Origin of the sequence: Nocardia sp. NPDC049190, from assembly GCF_040648115.1 — a bacterium.
GTDB lineage: Bacteria > Actinomycetota > Actinomycetes > Mycobacteriales > Mycobacteriaceae > Nocardia.
Genome location: NZ_JBEZDE010000017.1, coordinates 125658 through 141296 on the forward strand (window position 1 = coordinate 125658; position 15639 = coordinate 141296).

Sequence of the window (15639 nt, forward strand, 5' to 3'; positions counted from 1 at the left end):
TGATGCGGCGTGGCCATTGTCGGGGCTTACCAATCGATCATGCGATGCACAGTCTTCGGAACCGGGTATCTCGGAGCCACGCACGCGGCATGCATGGCCGAACTCGGGCATGACGTCGTCGGGGTCGACGTGGACCCGGGCAAGGTCGCGAAGCTGTCCGACGGGGTGGTGCCGTTCTACGAGCCCGGCCTGGAGAGCGTGCTGCGCCGCAACCTCGATGCGGGCAGGTTGCGTTTCACCACCTCCTACGCCGACGCGGCCGCTCACGCGGACGTCCACTTCCTCGGTGTGGGCACCCCGCAGAAGAAGGGCGAGTACGCCGCCGACCTGAAGTATGTGCACGCCGTGGTGGACACCCTGGCCCCGATGTTGGAACGGCCCGCGGTGATCATCGGCAAGTCGACGGTGCCGGTGGGCACAGCCGTCGCGCTCGGCGCCCGCGCCCGCGCGTTGAGCCCGACCGAGGTCGAGGTGGCGTGGAACCCGGAGTTCCTGCGCGAAGGCTTCGCCGTCAACGACACGCTGCGCCCGGACCGGCTGGTTCTCGGTGTCGATCGTGACCGCGACGCGGCCGGCTGGATCGAGGAGTTGGTGCGCGAGGTCTACGCCGATCTGATCGTCGCCGAGGTCCCGTTCCTGCTGACCGATTTGGCCACTGCCGAATTGGTCAAGGTCTCCGCGAATGCCTTTCTGGCGACCAAGATTTCGTTCATCAACGCGGTGTCGGAGGTCTGTGCAGCGACCGGCGCCGATGTCACGGTGCTGGCCGACGCGCTCGGCTACGACACGCGCATCGGCCGACGATTCCTCAACGCAGGTCTGGGATTCGGCGGCGGCTGCCTGCCGAAAGACATCCGCGCGTTCATGGCCCGCTCCGGCGAACTCGGCGCCGACCATGCCGTGGCCTTCTTGCGCGAGGTGGACAACATCAACATGCGCCGTCGTACCAAGGTGGTGGATATGGCCGCTCGCGCCTGCGGCGGCTCGCTGCTCGGCGCCAACGTCGCGGTGCTCGGCGCCGCGTTCAAACCGGAATCCGACGACGTTCGCGACTCCCCCGCGTTGAACGTGGCGGGCATGATCCAGCTGCACGGCGCGGTCGTGACCGTCTATGACCCGAAGGCATTGGAGAATTCGCGCCGGGTGTTTCCGACCCTGAACTACGCGACCTCGATCGCCGAGGCATGCGAACGCGCCGACGTGGTGCTCGTCCTCACCGAGTGGGACGAGTTCACCGCACTGCGTCCGACAGACCTGGATCGAGTAGTGCGGGCCCGCAGCATCATCGACGGCAGGAACTGTCTCGATCCCGCCACCTGGAGAGCGGGCGGATGGGTGTACTCGGGACTCGGCACACCGTAGAGTTGCGGAGCGAGGCGAGGACTATCGGACAGACGACCAGTCCCGCCTCGAGCACCACCGATCGTCGACGGTAGGGTCCGTCCAGCGGGCCTCAGCTGACGGACGGCGCAGGCTCGCATGTCGTGAAGTGTGAACGAGATGGGCACCTGATGAGTTCGGTACTGGGAGTTTCCGTGGGGGCCGGCGCTGTCCGTATGGCGCGGCCACACGCCGGGAACCCCCACGGGCATGTCGCACCGCATTCCTTCGACGTACAGACCATTCCGGTCGTCGAGCAGAGCGTGGAAGAGCTGACGGCCGAAGCCATCGGAGTCGTCCTGGAGTCCACGCCGGGTATCGGCGCCACCGCGATCGCCTACCGCAGCGAACAGCACGCCCGCGCGATCCGCGCGGCAATGGCGCGCCAGCAGCTGACCAACTACGAACTCGTCCCGGAGATCGCCGCGGCACTGGAGTTCGCCCAGTCCACCGGCGATATTCGTGGCATCACATCGCTGGTGGTGTATGACCTCGGCAGCTCGGGCCTCTCGGTGAGCGTGGTCGACACCCAAACCCGCGAGGTCCGCCACAGTGAACGCACCAGCGATATCAGTGGCGACTACCTCGATTCGCTGATCCGGGAGCAGCAGATCGCATCGGGCCGGATCGCCCACCCGCCGAACGCCGCGGGCCTCGCCGAGCTGGACGCGCTGTGCCGGGAAGCCAAGGAGCAGTTGACCAGCAACACGGCAGTCGCACTGCCGAGCGAGCAAGGCTTGGTGCTGCTGGCACAGGAGAACTTCGAGTCACTGATCATGCTGGCGATCGAGTCCTCGGCGCGGATGGCCCGTGACGTGATCGTGCGCTCGGACCGCCCCGTGCACGGGGTGCTCGCCATTGGTGGCTGCGCGCGGATCCCGCTGGTCGCCAAGGTTCTCGAGCGGTGGATGGGCGTGCCGGTCGTCGTCCCGGACAGCCCCGAGACCGTGATGGCCCGCGGCGCGGCGCTCTTGGCCCGGCCGATCCGTACGGCGACGCCCGCCGCGAGCCTGGCCTCGGGCAACGACGAGCTGTCTCCCGCCTGGTTATCCGCACCGGCCACGCAGGGCAAACGCGAGATCAGCGGCGCCGTACTGACAGTCAGCGCGCTCGCCGTCATCGCCGCGATCGGACTTGGGCTCGGTTACGGTCCGCAAGTGCTGGAACGTGATTCGCACAGTAACGAGGGGTCGCCGCCGGCGTCCGCGACCACCGCGCCGCGCACCACCGTCATCGATCCGCAGATCGCGGTCGCGCCGGGTACCACGACGGAATCGGCGCACGAGTCGGCGGCCGCACCCCCGCCGCCGAACCGGCGCCAGACCACGAGCGAAGCGCCGCCGACCCCTGGCCCGAATACGATTGTGGTGCCTGGCCTTCCTCCGATCGTGGTCCCCACGATCCCGCCGGAGGTCTTCCCCTTCCCGCCGCCACCTCCGCACTGACGCCCTTCGCGGGGCGGTGCGACTCATACCGACTGCCACCGCGCGCCCGCACGAAACTCAGACTCGTGCGTGCCGTGCCTGGCGCCGTGGTGGCGTGGGCTCTGTGCCGCCGAACGGACGCGCGAGTAGCACGGCGATGCCGGTGGTCAAGGGGACCGACAGCGCGAGCGCGATACCGCCGACCGCGGAGCGCGCGATCTCGATCGCCACCGCGTCACCGGTCAACACGTCACGAATGGACCGTCCCGCCACACTGAACAACAACAACAGCGGCAGTGCCCCACCGGCGTAAGCGAGCACCAGGGTGTACACGGTGCTGGCGATATGGTCGCGCCCCACTCGCATGGCGGCGGCGAAAACCTCACGCCGCGAGGCCGCCTTGTCCAGGGCGGCCAACTCGAACGCGGCCGACGCCTGGGTGATCGTGACGTCGTTGAGCACACCGAGCGACCCGATAATGAAACCGGCCAGCAGCAGCCCGGTGATGCTGACGTGCTGGATGTAGGTCGCGACGTTGGTGTTCTGCTCTTCCGACAGCCCGGTCAGGTGCGTCAGCTCGATCGCAAGCCAGGACAGTCCGGCCGCGAGAACCATCGACGTCAACGTACCGAGCAGCGCCGAGCTGGTCCGCAGGTTCACCCCGTGCGCCAGATACAGCACCGCGTACAGGATCAACGCACCGGCGACCAGCGCGACCGGGATCGCGGGTTTGCTGTCCAGCAGGGCTGGCAGCATGAACAGCACCAGCACCGCGAACGCGAACACCAGACCGAGCAGCGCACGCAGACCACGCCAGCGCGCCACCACGATGATCACGACCACGAACGCCACGACGATCAGCGTCAGCGGCAGCCCGCGCGCGTAGTCCTCGAAAGAGTACAGCGGCGTCCCGGTCGGATCGGCCTGACGAACCAGCCGGATTCGGTCACCCGCACGCAGATCGGGTTGCCCTGGGCCCGGCGCGATTTCGAAGAGTGTGTGGTTGCCCTTGTGCGGTCCGGAATCGATGGTGATCAGGCTGCGCTGACAGGTGTAGGCGTTGCTGCGCGGCGGCTCCGGTTTGTCGGCGAACACCTTGCCGAGCGACGTGCTGCCGCACGGCCCGACGTCCTGCATGATCACGGTGCCCGCCTCGGTCTGCACCGCACCTCCGCCCGCGTTCTGCATGGGCAAGGGGATGTCCACGTGCTGCTTGCTCGGCCACAGCAGGACGGCGCCGAGCACGACGAGGATGCCGATGGTGGTGAGTAACCCGATGACCACGCGCGCCGCGGTCGCTCCGATCGCGATCGGTTCCGAGTGATCGTGGTGATGGTGGTGGTCGCTCACCGCGCTCCTACTTGTCAGAGGTGTCTGCCCGGAGCGAGCTTAAAGGATTTCATTTTCAAGATTGGTGTGGCGCCGCTACTATCCGCCGAAGTCGCAAACAGGGATTCGGGAGGGGGCGGCGGAGAGCAGGGGGATGTCTCCGCCGCCCGCGGGCTGGCGGCCCAGGGGGGTAGGCGGCCGAACCCGAGGCCGGATGCGCCCAGGGGGGTAGGCCATCCGGCAGGCACCGAAGTGCCGAGGACTACTGTACACAAAAGTACTTCTTTTGCGCTAGCCGGTCTCCAAATTTGGCCTATATCCATACATGGAGTTTGTTTTCAACCCGGAAGCGGGCGATTCTCTTGCTCGCGACCGATTTCTCGCTACTGCCGATAGCTGGATAGGAAGTTGCCGAAGCGCTCGATCGCGACCGCCAGATCTCGCGCCCAGGGCAGCGTCACGATCCGCAGATGATCATGATTCGGCCAGTTGAAGCCGGTGCCCTGCACCATCAGGATCTTCTCCTGCAGCAGCAGATCAAGGATGAGCTTCGAGTCGTCGTAGATCTCGTGCACGTTCGGATCCAGCCGGGGGAAGGCGTAGAGCGCGCCCTTCGGCTTCACACAGGACACCCCGGGGATCATATTCAGCCGCTCCCAGGCGACATCCCGCTGTTCGAGCAGCCGGCCACCGGGCAGGATCAAATCCTCGATGCTTTGATATCCGCCGAGTGCCACTTGAATCGCGTGCTGCGCAGGAACATTCGGGCACAATCGGGACGAGGCGAGCAGGTCGATCCCCTCCAGAAAACCGGCGGCACGCTCCTTCGGGCCGGTGATCGCCAGCCAACCCGACCGGTAGCCGGCTACCCGGTAGGCCTTGGACAGCCCGTTGAAGGTCAGACACAACAGGTCGGGCGCGACTGTCGCCAGCGAGATGTGCTTGGCGTCGTCGTAGAGGATCTTGTCGTAGATCTCATCGGCGAGCAGCAACAACTGATGCTTGCGCGCGACGTCGGCCAACTGCTGCAGCACCTCGGCGGAGTACACCGCACCGGTCGGGTTGTTCGGGTTGATCACCAGCAGGGCCTTGGTTTTCTCGGTGATCTTCGATTCGATGTCGGCGATATCCGGCTGCCAGCCGTTGGCTTCGTCACACAGGTAATGCACCGGGGTACCGCCCGCCAGACTCGTCATAGCGGTCCACAGCGGGTAGTCCGGCGCCGGCAGCAAGACCTCGTCGCCGTTGTCCAACAGTGCCTGCATGGTGATGGTGATCAACTCGGAGACCCCGTTGCCGAGGTAGACGTCGTCCACATCGAGTTCCGGGAAACCGGGAACCAGTTCGTAGCGGGTCACGATCGCGCGGCGGGCCGACAGAATGCCCTGCGATTCGGAGTAGCCCTGGGCGTACGGGAGCGCGGCGATGATGTCGCGCATGATCACATCCGGCGCCTCGAAGCCGAACGGAGCCGGGTTGCCGATATTGAGCTTGAGGATGCGGTGCCCTTCGGCCTCCAGCCGTGCCGCCTGCGCGTGTACCGGTCCACGGATCTCGTAGACCACATTCTGCAGCTTTGTGGACTGCTCCAGGACGCGCGGCGGGCGGTGCGGTAAATGACTCGGGCTCACCCGTCCCATCGTGCCATCCGTCGCAAATGGATAAATGCCGGTCCGAGGTCCGATCAGCCATCTTCGGCGCCGCCGCCGCGCGCGATGTGACGAGTCGCTCAGCGAGCCGGGTCGGCCGGCGGGATGCCCTTCGCCGCGGTGGAGCCGCAGAACTCCTCGATCCGCTCGTCCAGGAACCGCGCTTCCAGCGCGTCGCGGAAGGCCGGCGTGGCGATCCGCCTGCGGACGCCGGTCAGCCGCTCCTCGAGTTGCGCGATGCGCTTGTCCTCGTCGAGCCCGAGCACCGGATACAGTGCCTCGGCCGCTCCGTCCAGGCTTCCGTTGATCAGGTGGGCGGCGGCGCAGTCCACCCGAGCCAGCGACTCGGCGCCGTAGGAGCGCTGCTCGGACGGCCCCTTCGAATACAACTCGATCGCCCGCTGGGTGGCGGCGAGCGCGGGCTCGGCCTGGCCGAGATGGATGTAGGTCGCGCCCGCGTAGTACTGAGCTTTGGCATCGTTGAACCCGAAAACACCCCCCACCTGGTCGTGCAGGGTGTCGGTCGTGGCGACCCCGAGTGCGTCATCGGCGGCCCGGATGCACCGGTCGGTATCGGCGGGGCTGCCCAGCGCGGACCAGATCCGTGCCTCGATATTGAGCAGCCGCACCTTCGCTGTCGCGGATTCGGCGAACTCCTGTCCACTCTGCGCGAGCAGAACCGCCCGGCGCGGGCGCTGCGACCAGTACTCGATCAGAGCGTGCATGCCGCGGGTCCAGGCCCGAAGTCCGTTGTGCCCGCACAGTTCCGCGTAAGCCCAGGCCGCCCTGACCTGCTCGCCCGCCGCGTCGTAATAGCCCAGATCGGTACTCGCGTTCGCGAGCAAACCCGAGAGGGTGCCCGCGAGCAGATACAGATGACAGGTATCGGCGGGCCGTTGCCGCCCCTCCAGCAGCCGGTACACCCGGCGCCGCACCCGCAGCATCTCCACCATCATCGGCACCGGCGAGATATGCACATAGTCGTTCGCGATCCGCGCGACATCGGCGTCGAGTTGTTCCAGCGTGGTCGCACCCACATTGGTGCCCTCGGCTTTGCCGACATGTTCGCTGGCCTCGTGAGCAGCCGCCATGATCAGATCCCTCTCCGAAATCGCCGCCAACGCAGCACCTCTCATCGCACCCGTGTCGATGAGAGCCAAAAGGTCCGCGTCGCTCGAATAGTGGATGCGCACCGAGGCGTCGGCATGCGCAGCGAATCCCGCCGGGGCCGGTCGATCGACCACCGGCTCATCGATCATTGCCGCGAAGCGGGCCCGCACCACGTCGTCGGACCTGGCCAGTGAGGTATCCAGCGCGGCTTGGTTGATCGGTCGTGGATGGACCCGGACGCCCCCGGCCTCCCATTTGGACACCAGCCGTTCGTGCACACCCAAGTGCGCCGCGAACTCCCTGATGCTCATCCGCTTGGCATCGCGAAGGGCACGGGCCTCTTTTCCTGACCATTGCCTGACCACGATGTCATCCCTTCCGCACGAGCAACTCTTCTCAGGGTACGAGGGGTTTGTGAGCAGGGCCACAGGTGAAATGGGTGTCCTCGGCAGAGGCAGCGGAAGGGCAGCGGAAGGCGGGCGTGCGGGCAATACCGAATCGCCGGGACGGACCGCGACACTCGAAAGACGGGAGGCAAGGAGTTCGCAGTGAATGTGGAGAAACTCAGGACCGTGGACGAATGGGTGGCGTTCTACCGACACGAGTTCGGGTTACCGGTCACCGAGCGTGGCGGTTTCGCCATGCTGCCGGTCACCAACCGCGTCTGCGTGGTCCACTTGCCGACTGCGCGCGCGGAAAAGGTCGAGGCCGCTCTGGCACAACAGGGTACGAGGGGTCCCATGTTGGCCAGGCAGATCAGGTGGAGCTTCCTTGCCGAACCGGACAGCAGACCGGGACCGCAGGTACTGGAAGTGCTCAACCGTGTGGATATCGGCCTACCCGCGATCGGCAGTGCCGTGATGTTGCCGACCGGTCTCAGCCGTTGGACCCGGGAAGGGTGCTTCTGGGTCAACCCGCCGAGCCGGGGCGACACGCTCCCACCGCTTTCCGTCGTTCTCACCACGGCGTTGGCGGTAGGAGCGGGCAGCGGGGACTGATCACCTCCGCGATCAGTTCCCGCTGCCGCCCGGGCCGGATCCGCCCCGTTTCACGTGTCGACGAGGCGGATTCGGCTCGGTGCCGTTATGCGCATGGAGCGCAGTACTTTCCTCGGCGAGGGCGACTCAGCGCGATTCGGCGGCGTCGATCGCGGCGGAGGGGAGCGGGAAGTTGAGGTAGGACCGCGACGGGGTCGGTCCGCGCTGGCCCTGGTACTTCGAGCCCGCCACCGCACTGCCGTACGGGTGTTCGGCGGGGCTGCTCAACTTGATCAGGCAGAGCTGGCCGATTTTCATCCCGGGCCAGAGGGTGATCGGCAGATTCGCCACGTTGGACAACTCGAGCGTGATGTGACCGCTGAAGCCGGGATCGATGAAGCCCGCGGTCGAGTGGGTGAGCAGACCGAGCCTGCCCAAACTCGACTTTCCTTCCAGCCGACCGGCCAGATCGCCTGGCAACGTGCACACCTCGAGCGTGGAGCCGAGCACGAACTCGCCAGGGTGCAGCACGAACGGCTCTCCCTCGGCGGGCTCGACCAGGCTGGTCAGCTCATCCTGCCGCTGCGCGGGGTCGATGTGGGTGTAGCGGGTGTTGTTGAACACCCGGAACATCCGATCCAGTCGCACATCGATACTCGACGGCTGGATCAGGTTTTCCAGGAGCGGCTCGACGCCGAGACGCCCAGCGGCGATCTCCGCACGGATGTCGCGATCGGAAAGCAGCACGCCGACGAGCGTAGCCCCTGCCCCGACCAGTCAGCGCTACCGGCCACATCGCCTGCCCGGCTCGTGGTGATGCCGGTGGCAGAGGCCATGGTGTCGGATCGCGTGCCCGAACGCGTCCAGCCCGGGATTCCGGTCCGGCGCCGGGCCCGCACATCGATGGCGATTTCGTCGCCGACTACTCCGCACCTATTCCACCGGCGACACCTCGCTGATCGACTACCAGCGGGCCCCTCGGCCAACCGCCCTTGTCCGGAATGGGACCGTGGAGAGGTGACGTCACATCGGGTTCGAACCGCGATCGGTGTGTTCACCGCGCTGCTCACGGTGTTCGCCGTCGGCCTCACGGTCCGTGTGCTCCGAGACAACGGCCGCATCGGGATCGACCGTGACATCTCGGACTGGGTCGTCGCGCACCGCAACGGGGCGCTGTCCCCCACCGCGGTAGCGATCAGCGCGCTCGGCGGCGGCCTCGCCATGACGGTGCTCGCCACGCTGGCGTGCCTCGGCTTGGCCCTGGGCCGGCGCTGGAACCAGGCGGCGCTCGTCGCCGTCGCCGGGCTCGGGTCCACGTTGCTGGTTCGCGGCGGCAAGAAACTGATCGACCGGGACCGCCCGGCCGTCGAGGATCACCTCGTGTCCGTGACGAATCAGTCCTATCCGTCCGGGCACAGCCTCGGCTCGTTCGTCGTGGTCGGCATAGTCGCCACCGTCCTGATCCCGCGCGTTCGCCGACCCGTGCTGCGCGCCCTCGCCGCCACGCTCGCCGCGATCTTCGTTGCCGCGGTGGGACTTTCCCGCATCTACCTGGGTGTTCACTGGACCACCGACGTTCTCGCCGGCTGGTGTCTCGGCGCCCTGTGGTTGATCTTCTGCCTGACCGTCTACCAGCGCCTCACCCAGCCGCCGGCGGAAAACCCGTCGCCGCGGCCGACCACGGATCAGCGTTTCGGGTCACATACCCCACCTGATGTGACCCACTCGTAGTCGGTCAGCCGAAGTTCCCTCAGGCCACGGTCGCGGTGTCGTGTTCCATTACTTCGCTCGCCGCCCGCTCACCGGAGCGGATGGCTCCGTCGATCCAGCCGCACATGACGGCGGAACTCTCGGTCCCGGCCCAGTGGATCCGGCCGCAAGGTTCGCGCAGGGCATGACCGAACTGGGTGAGCACACCGGTCGGTGCGTGACTGAGCATCCCCCCACCGGAATAGCGCTCGACGCTCCAGTTCTGCTCGATGTAGTCGACCGGCGAGCGGGCCTTGTCGCCGAACCGCTCGACGAGTTCACCGAGGATCGCCTTCCGCCGCTCGCCCTCCTCGAGTTGTCCGATCTGCCGCGCGATGGGCCCCTCGGTAATGACACACATGACCCCGGGCCGGGCACTGTTCGTGCCGGCATCGATGGTGATGGTCGCCGGAGATCCCGGCGCGGCCGACTGCCCCGACAACCCGTCGTCGCGCCAGAACGGCTCGTCGTACAGCACGGCGATCTTGAAGATCGAGCCGCTCGGCATCCGCTGCTGCAGGAACGACCGGTCGACCGGCAGCATCGGCTCGAACCGGATCTGGCCTGCGATCGCCAGGGGAACAGCCACGATCGCCCGACGTGCGCGCACCGTCAATTCGTCCGACCGGACCGTCACCCCGTCGGCGTCCTGCCGGATGTCCCGAACGGGCTGCGACAGGTGGATCGAGTCGCCGATCTCGGTTGCCATCGGCCGGTAGACGGCCCCCATACCCCCGACCGGCCGCGCATCCTGGGCGCCGTCCTTGACTCCCAGCACGAAGCCCGGCCCACCCCCCGACGCCATTTGGTACAAGACGAAGAGCATCGACACTTCCGAGGCGTCCGAGGTATAGCACCCGGAGATCGCGGTATCGAGCAGATCATGCGCAGGTTTGGACGCGATATTGCTGCGCAGCCACTGCGCCAGGCTGACCCGATCCCATTTATCGGCCTCTTTCGCTTCCCACGGGGCGTCGAGCGGAATCGCCTTGCACATGCGTCCCAGCTCGAGCATTGCCGCACCGATATTCATCGCCGCCCAGGGACTCATTGTCCACGGGATCGTCCCCGAGTAGCGGTACTGCTTACCGTCGACCAGCATCATGGCCTCGCCGTCGACGTACTGCTGGTAACTCGGCACCCCGAACTCGTCCATCAAGGCATAGATCCGGTCCTGCCCCGGTCCTATCCAGGCGCCACCGCGATCGATCCAGGTCCCGTCCGCACGCACTTCGGTGAACGTTCGCCCGCCGACTCGGTCGCGCGCCTCCAGCAACGCCACCGAGCGACCCGCTTGTTTCAGCCGCAAAGCGGCAGTGAGTCCAGCGAATCCCCCACCGACGACGCAATAATCGACCTCTGCCATGGCGAGCCCCTCATGTTGAAGTTCTGCGCCGAGCCGCCGTGCAGCTGGGCGCTCTGGTTTCCACACCCTCGAGACAACGGGTGCAGAATCGTCTTCAATCAGGCCTAGCCGTCGAACAGCAAGTTTATAGCAAACATGAGATCCGTCCCGGACGGATTCACCTCGTTCGCCGCGGAACAGCCACCGCTGCCCGATCACGCCAAAGGATCCGCCCTAGGGAATCCTGATGGATCGCTTCGCGTACCGCAGCGAGCCGAGCACCGGCTCCGTGCCGGCGCACGAGAATGCGCGTAGATCCGGGCCGCCCGTCGACAGGGCCGCGTCGGACTATCGAGGCAGAGAATTGACCGACGTGGCGGCTGGTCTGATAGAGTCGCGGACGCGTCTAGATGCAGGCCGATGTAGTTCAATGGCAGAACTTCTGCTTCCCAAGCAGACAGCGCGGGTTCGATTCCCGTCATCGGCTCCACAATGAAAACAGGCCCTGACCAGGAGTTATCTGGTCGGGGCCTGTTCTTGTTCCGTACGTCAGCCAGCCTGAATGTCACGAGTTGTCACAACCTCACCCAAAGTCTTCGCAGCCTCTCGAAGCGCCTCGACCTGGGAGTGGGTGTAGATCATCGCCGTAGTGCTCGCGTCGGCATGACCCAGCCACGCAGCGATCACCGCAAGCGGCACCTTACGCAAGTGCATCGTGGTCCCGCAGGTGTGGCGAGCATCGTGTAACCGGATGTGTCGGACCCCAGCCCTTTTGAGCGCCTCGGACCATCGGCGAGTCAACGTGTCCGGATGATACGGAGTGCCATCTTCGGGGCTGCTGCACGATCGGGTGACGGTTGTTAGGCAGCCTGTTGGGCTGCTGGTGTCATGATGGTTTCGAATTCGATCGGGGTCAATCGGCCGAGTCGGGTTTGACGTCGTCGGCGGTGGTAGGTGCGTTCGATCCAGGTGATTATCGCGATCCGCAGCTGTTCATGTGTGTCCCACCGCTGCTGGTCCAAGACATTGCGTTGGAGCAGACTGAAGAAGCTTTCCAACGCGGCGTTGTCGCCGGCCGCGCCGACACGGCCCATGGATCCGGCCATGCGATGTCGGTTGAGCGCGTGGACGAACCTCCTCGAGCGAAACTGAGATCCGCGGTCTGTATGCACCACGCACCCGGCCACATCGCCACGCCGGGCAACAGCATTGTTCAACGCTGCGACCGCGAGACGGGACTTCATTCGCGAATAGATCGAGTAGCCGACGATCCGATTGGAAAACACGTCCTTGACCGCACACAGGTAGAGCTTGCCTTCACTCGTACGATGTTCTGTGATATCGCTGAGCCACAGGCGGTTTGGTGCATCGGCAGTAAAGTCCCGCTGCACGAGATCGTCATGGACAGCCGGACCGGGGCGGCCGTTCTTACCGCGTCGACGTTTACCGGATGCGCTCCACCACCGATTGGTCGAGCAGATCCGCCACGCGGTCCGCACGGCCATCGTTTCGCCGGCCTCGCGGGCTTCGTCAGCGAGAAACCGGTACCCGAATTCCGGGTCGTTGCGATGCGCGTCGAACAACGCATTGGCCCCATACGCCTCGGCGACCTCGCCGGCGGTCACCGGCTCGGCCAGCCGTCGGTAGTACGGTTGGCGAGCAAGCTGCAATACCCGCCACGTCAACACCACGGGAATCCCGTTGGCGGCAAGCTCTTTCACGAGCGGGTAGAACATTTCCCGGTAACTGCGCTTGCGACAGATACGCCGCGGCTCGCCGCAGCACCTCGTTCTCCTGCTCCAGCAATCGGATGCGGCGCCGGGCATCATGCAACTCGGCAGACTCGGTCCTTGCCGTCGCTGGCTTGTTCCCGTCGTCGACGTCGGCTCGACGTATCCATTTCGACAACGTCACCGGATGAACACCGAAATCAGTGGCGACCTGCTCCAGCGTCACCCCGTCCTCACGATTATGAGCAACCCGAACCACATCGTCTCGGAACTCCTGCGGATACGGCTTAGGCACGTGAACATCCTTCCAGGCCCGCCTCCCGGCAAGCCAGATCGATGTCACCTATCCATGCAGCAGCCCCAGACGCCCGCTCAGCGTGTCCTTGATCTAGGTACCCGCCACCGGGGGATGCCAGTCCATCGGCAGCACCGAGCCGCCAGTCGACGGAGAAAGCCCCGGCACCGGGTGCACACCAACACCCAGTAGCGAGGACGGTAGAGATGCGCGCAAACGCGATCGGATTGCTGCGGAAAGATTTGGCAGCGGCCCCTCATCGAGACGCTACAACGATCCACGAACTGGCCAATCGCGTCGGCTACACACTCGTCAAGATATTCACGCCCGGCGATGAAATCGAGCCCAATCCCGGCAACTGGTTACTCGCGAAGGTCCACAGACATCGCACCGCAGCCGTGGTGATCGCCGACCAGCGACACATGAATCCAGCGCTGGTGGACGAGATCACGACAGTGTGCAGCGTAGTAGCACCCGTCCAGATCTTTCCGGGTCGCGTTCAGTATCCGGAGGGATGAAGTGATGCCGAAACTCTGATCGTCCTCGCAGCAAGCATTTTCATATTCGCCCTCATCGCCCTCATCTTCATATTGCTGCCTGCTTTCATGGCTCGCATGGGCGGCTGCCATCCAGCGCCGGACATCCCCTACAGCGTCGAGCAGGCACATGAGGTGATGCAGGACCGCCTCGATTGCGACGCCGACAACTGCGCGGCCAAGTCCGCCGCAATGGATGTGCTATCGCGGCCAAGCACCTTGTCCCCGCGAGGATCCGATGACAACCCTCGCTGACACCGAAATGTGGCGACACTTCCACCAGAAATGCTGACAGAAAGGCGCATACCGTTCGCTGGACGAAGCCGATTTCGTCGCCCGCGTACATGGTCGCCACGGCCCGGACTGCCGACAGTACCTATCAGCGTCCGCCTACATCTCTGCCTGCGGGGACGGGGCCGACCATGGCGAGTGACAACCAACCCATCGGCATCAGGCACAGCCACATCGACGGCACACTCTCGATCATCGGCGCCGATGGCTGGTCGCTCACCTCCGAGGAAACCGCAGAACTTTTCCAGGCAGCCGACGCCGGCAACTCCCTGGAACTTCTCGAGCGGATACGGAATGCCCTGCGGGTGCTATCACGCCGGCGCCGCTGCTGTTTCGCTTCCCGCCCCGCCCCGCCGTGCTCGGCGTGGCGGGGGCGGGGGTGTCACCCGCCGTTGCGCTCCAACTCGGTGATCGTGTCGCTCGATGGACTCCTCATGGAACCCAACCAGACCTCTCCTCGGGCCGAACAAACATTTGTGGCTGTCGCCGAGGTGTGGAGGCGCTGACACAGCCTTGCTGCTAAGTCCGCGTCAGTGCTCATGGCTTCGATCCTTCCTCGAGAAGGGCGTCCAGCTTGCGCCGAGCGTGAGCCAATTTACCAGTTCAGACGACATTCCACGGTTCCGGCTCCTGGTCCCATAGGCCCTCGTTCAACACTCCAGCACCTGCTGGCACACCATCTCTCGCAGCGCGAAGAATGTCTCCTCCGACCTCCAGTCCTCGAGTAGCCACTTCTCGGCGATTTCCAGAATGTCGCCCACGGTCTCCGCGCGGGCGCGCTCGATCATCTCGCCGTCGATGACCGCCCGATCGCATATCTTGTCAGTGGCGATGCGGGCGCGGATCTCGTCGTAGACAACTCACGCGATCCTCTCCGAGCACTTCCCGTGCCCCTGCTCCGACGAGGGCTCATGGCAGACGCCGCAATGCCAACCGGTGCATGGAGTGTCGGCGTCGGAAAATAGGCGGGTGCATTCGCTGCTGGTGCAGCCCCGGCGGCCGAGGTACGCGAGCATAGTCATTCTGTCTCCCAGATGAATTAGCCGTACACGGAGCCCGCCTGTCCTGGCGCGTTGCTACGGGTGCGGTCATGGTCGTGATAGGTGGCGCGCGGGCAGCGTTGTTGCCGCAACTTGCACACACAATGAACGGTACAGACCGAAGTAGGGGTGATGGATTGCCCAGTCGAGCAGTTTTCTCGCTCGAGCGTCGAAGCGCGGCGGGCGCGCCGGGCGCGCGACCACGTACGCGCAGCGGTTGGCTGGGCTGAGCCGGGGCCCTCCGTCGATGTCGATCCGCTCGGCGAGGTAGGTATGTCTGCCGGTGGTCCGGGTCGCGATGTCGGACTCGGCAGTGCTGGGTAGATCGCAGGCGAGCGTGAACGCGACGCGGTCGGCCGCCATGGACGCCTGGCTCGATTCGTTCGAAATGCTCGTCGCCGCTCCGCTCATTCCGATGTCGATGCTGCCGGTCTCCGGGGCGCTCTGTACACCTGCCAATTCGGACCACCGGCGCTTTCCTGCCCGGGCGGGACGATGATATTAAGTCTGTGGCGAGCGCCGGCCATGCCAAGCGGTTTCATCGTTGGAGGCGTACACGTCGAAGCCTATTCCCGCGTCGTGTAACGCACGCGCCGACTCGCAGGCGGCGGGCCCCCTGGCCGGTTCGCACGTCAATTGGATCAGCAGGCTTTTCGATTCGGCCCGAACCGCCCTCCTGGATACCGGGTTCAGCGGCAGCAGTTGGGGTCGAGCACGACGCATAGTGCGGCGAGCGCGTCGCGGTGGGCTCGGTGGATGACATTCATACCGTGCCGTTCGGAGC

General features: G+C 65.5%; 15 protein-coding genes, 1 tRNA gene and 1 pseudogene. 7 read left to right on the forward strand and 10 right to left on the reverse strand.

The features are described from left to right. Positions 1-39 precede the first annotated feature (39 nt). Both AB0B25_RS17205 and AB0B25_RS17210 read left to right on the forward strand, forming a co-directional pair. Complete coding sequence (locus tag AB0B25_RS17205; protein WP_357179949.1) at positions 40-1362, forward strand: UDP-glucose/GDP-mannose dehydrogenase family protein; 1323 nt, start codon at positions 40-42, stop codon at positions 1360-1362. 149 nt (positions 1363-1511) lie between these two features. Beyond that, positions 1512-2825 (forward strand): Hsp70 family protein, encoded by a 1314-nt coding sequence (locus AB0B25_RS17210; RefSeq protein ID WP_357179952.1) that lies wholly within the window; start codon positions 1512-1514, stop codon positions 2823-2825. Between the two features lie 57 nt (positions 2826-2882). Here the strand turns inward: AB0B25_RS17210 and AB0B25_RS17215 are convergent, their stop codons facing one another. From AB0B25_RS17215 to AB0B25_RS17225, 3 genes are all read right to left on the reverse strand, one after another. Continuing rightward, a complete protein-coding gene (locus AB0B25_RS17215) occupies positions 2883-4154 on the reverse strand; it encodes a YibE/F family protein (protein ID WP_357179955.1) in 1272 nt (423 codons plus the stop codon). A 362-nt stretch (positions 4155-4516) separates the two neighbouring features. Beyond that, positions 4517-5773 carry a pyridoxal phosphate-dependent aminotransferase gene (locus tag AB0B25_RS17220; RefSeq protein WP_357069465.1) on the reverse strand — a complete coding sequence of 419 codons (1257 nt, stop codon included), beginning with the start codon at positions 5771-5773 and terminating at the stop codon, positions 4517-4519. An 89-nt stretch (positions 5774-5862) separates the two neighbouring features. Then, the gene (locus AB0B25_RS17225; RefSeq protein ID WP_357179958.1) at positions 5863-7203 is read right to left on the reverse strand and encodes an XRE family transcriptional regulator; all 1341 of its coding nucleotides are present in this window, start codon (positions 7201-7203) and stop codon (positions 5863-5865) included. A gap of 237 nt (positions 7204-7440) precedes the next feature. Here AB0B25_RS17225 and AB0B25_RS17230 point away from each other — a divergent pair, with 237 nt between their 5' ends. Next, on the forward strand, positions 7441-7890 hold the full coding sequence (locus tag AB0B25_RS17230; RefSeq protein WP_357179961.1) for a hypothetical protein: 450 nt from the start codon (positions 7441-7443) through the stop codon (positions 7888-7890). Between the two features lie 126 nt (positions 7891-8016). Here the strand turns inward: AB0B25_RS17230 and dcd are convergent, their stop codons facing one another. Then, positions 8017-8616, reverse strand: a complete 600-nt coding sequence (gene dcd / locus AB0B25_RS17235; RefSeq protein ID WP_357179964.1) for a dCTP deaminase — start codon at positions 8614-8616, stop codon at positions 8017-8019. Positions 8617-8886: 270 nt separating this feature from the next. Here dcd and AB0B25_RS17240 point away from each other — a divergent pair, with 270 nt between their 5' ends. Then, positions 8887-9600 (forward strand): phosphatase PAP2 family protein, encoded by a 714-nt coding sequence (locus AB0B25_RS17240; RefSeq protein WP_357179967.1) that lies wholly within the window; start codon positions 8887-8889, stop codon positions 9598-9600. A gap of 19 nt (positions 9601-9619) precedes the next feature. On the opposite strand, the gene AB0B25_RS17245 is transcribed toward AB0B25_RS17240, so the two are convergent. Then, positions 9620-10984 (reverse strand): flavin monoamine oxidase family protein, encoded by a 1365-nt coding sequence (locus AB0B25_RS17245; RefSeq protein WP_357179970.1) that lies wholly within the window; start codon positions 10982-10984, stop codon positions 9620-9622. A gap of 395 nt (positions 10985-11379) precedes the next feature. On the opposite strand from AB0B25_RS17245, the gene AB0B25_RS17250 reads away from it, so the two are divergent. Further along, positions 11380-11453, forward strand: a tRNA-Gly gene (locus AB0B25_RS17250). A 59-nt stretch (positions 11454-11512) separates the two neighbouring features. Here AB0B25_RS17250 and AB0B25_RS17255 read toward each other — a convergent pair. Next, complete coding sequence (locus AB0B25_RS17255; RefSeq protein ID WP_357180007.1) at positions 11513-11932, reverse strand: tyrosine-type recombinase/integrase; 420 nt, start codon at positions 11930-11932, stop codon at positions 11513-11515. Then, positions 11824-12988 (reverse strand): IS3 family transposase gene (locus tag AB0B25_RS17260; RefSeq protein WP_357179973.1). Its coding sequence is split into 2 segments (ribosomal slippage): positions 11824-12702 and positions 12704-12988, totalling 1164 coding nucleotides; the frame shifts between segments, so codons are not numbered across the junction. Before AB0B25_RS17260 ends, AB0B25_RS17255 begins: the two co-directional genes overlap by 109 nt. Before the next feature lie 206 nt (positions 12989-13194). Here AB0B25_RS17260 and AB0B25_RS17265 point away from each other — a divergent pair. Then, positions 13195-13506, forward strand: coding sequence for a hypothetical protein (locus AB0B25_RS17265; protein ID WP_357179976.1), 312 nt, complete (start codon positions 13195-13197; stop codon positions 13504-13506). A 440-nt stretch (positions 13507-13946) separates the two neighbouring features. Then, the gene (locus AB0B25_RS17270) at positions 13947-14321 is read left to right on the forward strand and encodes a hypothetical protein (RefSeq protein WP_357179979.1); all 375 of its coding nucleotides are present in this window, start codon (positions 13947-13949) and stop codon (positions 14319-14321) included. A gap of 144 nt (positions 14322-14465) precedes the next feature. On the opposite strand, the gene AB0B25_RS17275 is transcribed toward AB0B25_RS17270, so the two are convergent. From AB0B25_RS17275 to AB0B25_RS17285, 3 genes and pseudogenes are all read right to left on the reverse strand, one after another. Next, complete coding sequence (locus tag AB0B25_RS17275; protein WP_357179982.1) at positions 14466-14603, reverse strand: hypothetical protein; 138 nt, start codon at positions 14601-14603, stop codon at positions 14466-14468. 300 nt (positions 14604-14903) lie between these two features. Continuing rightward, positions 14904-15314, reverse strand: coding sequence for a hypothetical protein (locus tag AB0B25_RS17280; RefSeq protein ID WP_357179985.1), 411 nt, complete (start codon positions 15312-15314; stop codon positions 14904-14906). Positions 15315-15544: 230 nt separating this feature from the next. After that, a pseudogene (locus AB0B25_RS17285) lies at positions 15545-15639 on the reverse strand (transcriptional regulator); the annotation flags it as partial.

Coding starts and splice junctions, on each gene's coding strand:
- AB0B25_RS17205 (WP_357179949.1), top strand. CDS start 40: ATGCGATGCACAGTCTTCGGAACCGGGTATCTCGGAGCCACGCACGCG.
- AB0B25_RS17210 (WP_357179952.1), top strand. CDS start 1,512: ATGAGTTCGGTACTGGGAGTTTCCGTGGGGGCCGGCGCTGTCCGTATG.
- AB0B25_RS17220 (WP_357069465.1), bottom strand. CDS start 5,773: ATGGGACGGGTGAGCCCGAGTCATTTACCGCACCGCCCGCCGCGCGTC.
- AB0B25_RS17225 (WP_357179958.1), bottom strand. CDS start 7,203: ATGAGCATCAGGGAGTTCGCGGCGCACTTGGGTGTGCACGAACGGCTG.
- AB0B25_RS17245 (WP_357179970.1), bottom strand. CDS start 10,984: ATGGCAGAGGTCGATTATTGCGTCGTCGGTGGGGGATTCGCTGGACTC.
- AB0B25_RS17265 (WP_357179976.1), top strand. CDS start 13,195: ATGCGCGCAAACGCGATCGGATTGCTGCGGAAAGATTTGGCAGCGGCC.
- AB0B25_RS17270 (WP_357179979.1), top strand. CDS start 13,947: ATGGCGAGTGACAACCAACCCATCGGCATCAGGCACAGCCACATCGAC.
- AB0B25_RS17275 (WP_357179982.1), bottom strand. CDS start 14,603: ATGATCGAGCGCGCCCGCGCGGAGACCGTGGGCGACATTCTGGAAATC.